The 5,085-nt window shown below is 73.5% G+C and carries 5 protein-coding genes and 1 pseudogene; 2 read left to right on the top strand and 4 right to left on the bottom strand.

The features are described from left to right. On the bottom strand, positions 1 to 692 hold a 692-nt coding region (locus H5J29_RS20285; RefSeq protein ID WP_246394087.1), incomplete at its 3' end, for a protein kinase domain-containing protein. Between the two features lie 196 nt (positions 693 to 888). On the opposite strand from H5J29_RS20285, the gene H5J29_RS20280 reads away from it, so the two are divergent. Further along, positions 889 to 1,242: an Rv2175c family DNA-binding protein gene (locus H5J29_RS20280; RefSeq protein ID WP_181782629.1), complete on the top strand. Its 354-nt coding sequence runs from the start codon at positions 889 to 891 to the stop codon at positions 1,240 to 1,242. A 1-nt stretch (position 1,243) separates the two neighbouring features. On the opposite strand, the gene H5J29_RS20275 is transcribed toward H5J29_RS20280, so the two are convergent. The 3 genes and pseudogenes from H5J29_RS20275 to H5J29_RS20265 all read right to left on the bottom strand — a co-directional run. Further along, positions 1,244 to 2,167 carry a phytoene/squalene synthase family protein gene (locus H5J29_RS20275; protein WP_181782628.1) on the bottom strand — a complete coding sequence of 308 codons (924 nt, stop codon included), beginning with the start codon at positions 2,165 to 2,167 and terminating at the stop codon, positions 1,244 to 1,246. After that, a complete protein-coding gene (gene mptB, locus H5J29_RS20270; protein WP_246394086.1) occupies positions 2,151 to 3,752 on the bottom strand; it encodes a polyprenol phosphomannose-dependent alpha 1,6 mannosyltransferase MptB in 1,602 nt (533 codons plus the stop codon). The genes H5J29_RS20275 and mptB overlap by 17 nt, the downstream gene beginning before the upstream one ends. Positions 3,753 to 3,804: 52 nt before the next feature. Beyond that, positions 3,805 to 4,110: pseudogene (locus tag H5J29_RS20265) on the bottom strand (FAD-dependent oxidoreductase); the annotation flags it as partial. A 162-nt stretch (positions 4,111 to 4,272) separates the two neighbouring features. On the opposite strand from H5J29_RS20265, the gene H5J29_RS20260 reads away from it, so the two are divergent. After that, on the top strand, positions 4,273 to 5,034 hold the full coding sequence (locus H5J29_RS20260) for an SDR family NAD(P)-dependent oxidoreductase (RefSeq protein WP_181782626.1): 762 nt from the start codon (positions 4,273 to 4,275) through the stop codon (positions 5,032 to 5,034). Positions 5,035 to 5,085 lie beyond the last annotated feature (51 nt).

Genomic DNA, 5,085 nt, shown 5'->3' with positions numbered 1-5,085 from the left:
TCGCGCGAGGTGGCGCGCAGGACCAGCTCGTCCAGCTCGGGCGGCACGTCGCCCGCGATCCGTGACGGGGCCGGGACGTCGTCGTTCACGTGCCGGTAGGCGACCGACAGGGCGTTGTCCCCGGTGTACGGCGGCGCGCCGGTGAGCAGCTCGTAGCAGAGGACTCCCGCGGCGTAGACGTCGCTGCGGGGGTCCGCCTGGCCGGTGGCGACCTGTTCGGGGGAGAGGTAGGCCATCGTCCCCAGGATCATCCCGGCGTGCGACACGCCGGCCTCGGCGGCCGCGGTCACCAGGCCGAAGTCCGCGACCTTCAGGGTGCCGTCCGTGCCCAGCAGCACGTTCTCCGGCTTGACGTCCCGGTGCACCATGCCGAGTGCGTGCGCCTGCGCGAGCCCGGCCAGCACGGGCTCCAGGACGGCGAAGGCCAGCGGGACGCCGAGCGCGCCGCGCCGCCGCAGCACCTCGCGCAGCGTGCCGCCCTCGACGAGCTCCATCACCAGGAACAGCGTGTCGCCGTACCTGCCCTGGTCGTGGACGTCGACGACGTTGGGGTGGTCGATCCGCGCCGCCGACCGCGCCTCACGCTCGAACCGGCCGCGGAACACCGGGTCCGCCGCCATCCGGGGATCCATGATCTTGATCGCGACCGGCCGGTCGAGGCGGGTGTCCAGCCCTCGGTGCACGATGGACATGCCCCCACGGGCGAGGACCGGCCCGACCCGGTAGCGCGCGTCCAGGAGGGCTTCGGAGGCGGCGCGGGCCCCCGGCACCGGGGAGCTCGCGGAGCCGACCAACGGGCCGCCCTGCTCGGTCGGGGCGTTCACCCCCCGACGGTACCGCCCGCGCGGTGGCTCCCCGCGGAGGCCGGTCTGTGGCATCGTGTCGCGCGTGAGTGAGGTGTCCGCCCTGTCCGACGAGGTCGCAGTCCTGCCCGCGACCGAGGTCGCCGAGATCCTGTCCATACCCCGGACCCGGGTCCATCAGCTGATCAAGGACGGTCAGCTGCTGGGTGTCCGCCGCGACGACACGATGTGCGTGCCCGCCGACTTCATCGACGGCGACGCCGTGGTGAAGGGCCTGTCCGGCACGATCACCGTGCTCCGGGACGGCGGCTACCCGGACGAGGAGATCCTGCGGTGGCTGTTCACCGAGGACGACTCCCTGCCCGGCACGCCGATCGCCTCGATCCGCGCCGGGCGGCACCGGGAGATCAAGCGCCGGGCGCAGGCGATGGCTTTCTGAGTCAGCGCCGCGCGGCCACGGCGCGGACCAGGCCGGGGAGCGCCACCGCCACGCGCCTGCGGGTGGGGACGCGGACCCGGCGGTAGAGGACGTCGTAGTCCGCGGCCTGGATCTCGGTGAGGATCCCGCCGTAGAGCTCGAACGCGCAGCGCACGCAGTCCCGTGACTCCGGCGCGAGCATCGGGATTCCCGCGGCCGCCCGCCGGTAGATCGCCTGCGTGCGCGCCACGAGGTGGGCCAGCGCGCGCCGGACGCGGGGGTCCAGCACCCGGTGGGTCCGGCACCACTCCAGCAGCGCGCGGTCCACGCCGAAGGCGCCCAGCTCGTCGAGCGGCAGGTAGACGCGGCCGCGGTCGAGGTCCTCGCCCACGTCCCGCAGGAAGTTGGTCAGCTGGAAGGCCCGGCCCAGCGCGGCCGCGGGCTCCTCGGCGCCCTCGGTGACCGTGCCGAGCACGGGGAGCACCTGCAGGCCGATGACGGCGGCGGAGCCGAACACGTACTCGTCGAGCGCGGCCGCGGTGGCGTACTCGGTGACGTGCGTGTCCATCCGCATGGACGTGAGGAACGGCGAGAACAGCCGCTGGTCGATGCCGTGGCGGCGCACGGTGTCCGCCACCGCGGTGACGACGGGCAGGTCCACCGCCTGGCCCTCGAGCGCGGCGACCAGGGTGAGCCCGAGGTCGTCGAGCGCCGCCTCGCGGTCCGCGACGGAGGCGCCTGCGCCGAGGTCGTCCACGATCTCGTCCGCGTACCGGGCGAAGCCGTACAGGGCGTGGATCGCGGGCCTGCGGTCCGCCGTGAGCAGTCGGGTGGCCAGGAAGTAGGTGCGGCCGTGCGCCGCGTTCAGCTCCCGGCAGGCGAGGTACGCGCGGCGCAGCGCGGGATCGGTGATCCCGGCGGCCGCGAGCTCAGCCGGTTCGCGCACCCGACCGCGCCAGGACCGGGATCCGGATTGCGGGCGCGTCGGGCCGCAGCAGCGCCCGGGCGGCCAGCGCGGCGAGCACCGCGCACACGGCCAGGTAGCCCCAGTTGTAGAGCGCGGCCTCGCCGCTCGGGTAGTACACGATCATCAACCACAGCGAGCCGAACACCAGCCACTGCAGCCCGCGGGCGCTCCACGGCACCATCGCGAGGATCGCCATGCCCCAGCTCAGGTACCACGGCAGGGTCGCGGGGGAGAGCAGCGCGACGGCGAGCAGCGCGATGCCGATGCGGCGCACCGCGTCCGGGCCGCCGTCCCGGGCCTTCCACCACTGCCAGGCGATGATCGCGACCAGCGCGACCCCGCCGATCACCCGCGAGACGTTGATGAACGGCTGCTTCGACGACGTCACGACTCCGGCGAGCAGGGTGTGCAGGAACTCGCCGACGCCCGTGGGGATCGACAGCCAGTTCACGATCATCGACGGCGCGCTGAGCGCGGGCAGCCAGCCCAGGTCCACCTGCGCGGCGAACGAGGCCGCGGTGAACACGACCAGGAACACCCCGACGCCCGCCGCACCGGCCTTGACCAGCCGCTTCGGGAAGGTGCCCTCGAGGTGCCCGGCCCAGATCAGCACGATGAACGGCAGCGCGACGCCCGCGCTCGCCTTGGTGGCCATGGCCAGCGTGACCAGCGCGATCGCCAGCACGTGCCTGCGGTTCAGCGCCGCCAGACAGCCCACGGACAGCAGCCCGACCAGGAGCAGGTCGTTGTGCCCGCCGCCCACCAGGTGGACGATCATGACCGGGTTGGCCACCACCACCCACAGCGCGGCGGCGGGGCGCCCGCCGAGGCGGCGGGTCAGCTCGGGCAGCGTCCAGATCAGCAGGGCCAGCCCGATGCACATGATGAGCCTGGTGCCGATGACCCCGACGACCATGTTGGACCCGAGCTGGACGGTGACCCACGCCCAGGACTTCGCCACCAGGATGAACAGCGGCCCGTACGGCGCCGGGGTGTCCTGCCAGAAGTAGTGGACGTTGTCGGTGAACACACCGGGCATGGCCTCGGGGCCGACCGCGTACGGGTCGAAGCCGAACAGCGGCAGCGCGCCCTGCGCCAGGTAGCTGTACATGTCCCGGGTGAACAGGGGCGGCGCCACCAGGATCGGGAGCATCCACACGAACGAGGTGGCGAGCACGGCGCGCCCGCCGACCCGTCGGGCCAGGACCTCGCGGCCCAGCTTCACCCAGGCCCACGCCATGAGCACCACGCCGAGGTACATCAGCGCGGTGGCCAGCTCGCGGCCGTGCCCGTAGCGCCAGAAGCCCAGCGGGGAGTTGGTGAGGATCGGGTCGTGGATCAGCGTGCCGCCGCCGCCGGTGCCGCCGACGAACAGCAGGACCGCGGCGGCGAAGCCGAGCCAGAGCGGCCCGCGCGGCGGGTTCCCGAGGCGGGACCACAGCCCCGGCCGCTGCACGCGCGGCGGGCGCGGCGTGGTGGACGTGGGGGCGTCTGCGGGCACCGGGAGGTCGACCGGGTCGGTCGACTCCGACCCGGCTGCCGGTCGGGTGGGCTGCGCGGTCATGTCGCGGACCATGCTCGCACGGGGGCCCTCCCGACCTACTCCTGACCCCGACTCAGCGCCCGGTCACGCGCTGTGCCGCGAGCTTGCCCGAGAGCACGACCGGCGGGATCCCGACGCCCGGCGTGGTCCCGCACCCCGCGAGCACGACGTTGCCGTGCCTGCGGGGCAGGTTGCGGGGCCGGAACGGACCCGTCTGGGCGAACGTGTGGGCGGCCGAGAACGGGGTGCCCGCGGCGAGCCCGCGCGCGGCCCAGTCCGCCGGGGTGACCAGCGTGGACGCCTCGACGTCGACGTCGATGCCGCGCGCGGACAGGACCCCGAGCAGCTCCTCGAGGTAGGCCGGGCCGATGCGCGCCCATGTCTTCGTCTCCTTCGACTCCACGTCGCACCGCGCCCGTCGCGAGTGCCGACCGAACGTCCGATCCGGTGCGATCGTCGCACCGCGCCACCCACACCGCGCAAGCCGGTGTCACCCGCGCCACGTCCGGGAATTGGTGCGACTGCATTAGGGTCCCAGGCCATGACGGTTCTGGAGCGGTTCTCGCTCAGCGGCAAGGTGGCCATCGTCACGGGCGCGTCGTCGGGCCTGGGCGTGGCGTTCGCGAAGGCGTTGGCGGAGGCGGGCGCGGACGTGGTCCTGGGCGCCCGGCGGGTGGACCGGCTGGAGGACACCCGGAAGCTGGTCGAGTCCCTCGACCGGAGGGCCCTCTGCGTCCGCACGGACGTGGCGAGCCAGCCGGACTGCCAGGCCCTGGTCGACGCGGCCGTGGCCGAGTTCGGCGCGGTGGACGTGCTGGTCAACAACGCGGGAATCGGCACCGCGGTACCGGCCACGAAGGAGACCGTCGAGGAGTTCACACAGGTCATCGACGTGAACCTGAACGGCTGCTACTGGATGGCGCAGGCCTGCGGGCGGGTGATGCGGCCGGGCAGCAGCATCGTGAACATCTCCAGCATCCTGGGCCTGACCACGGCGAGCCTGCCGCAGGCGGCGTACGCGGCCAGCAAGGCCGGGCTGATCGGGCTGACCCGCGACCTCGCCCAGCAGTGGGGCGGCCGCAGGGGGATCCGGGTCAACTCACTGGCCCCGGGCTTCTTCGAGTCCGAGATGACCGAGCAGTACAAGCCGGGCTACCTCGACGCGATGATGGCCCGCGTCCCGTTGGGGCGGAAGGGCGATCCCGAGGAGCTGGCCGCCGCGCTGGTGTTCCTGGCGGGCCCCGCGGGCGGGTACGTGACGGGCCAGACCCTCGCCGTGGACGGCGGGATCACGATCACCTGACCCGGTCCCGGGCTCAGTCGAGCAGGACGGTCCGGAGGTCGAGGCGGCGGA

This window comes from Pseudonocardia pini, assembly GCF_013870575.1.
Lineage (GTDB): Bacteria > Actinomycetota > Actinomycetes > Mycobacteriales > Pseudonocardiaceae > Pseudonocardia > Pseudonocardia pini.
This window is presented reverse-complemented; position numbering and strand designations above follow the sequence as displayed.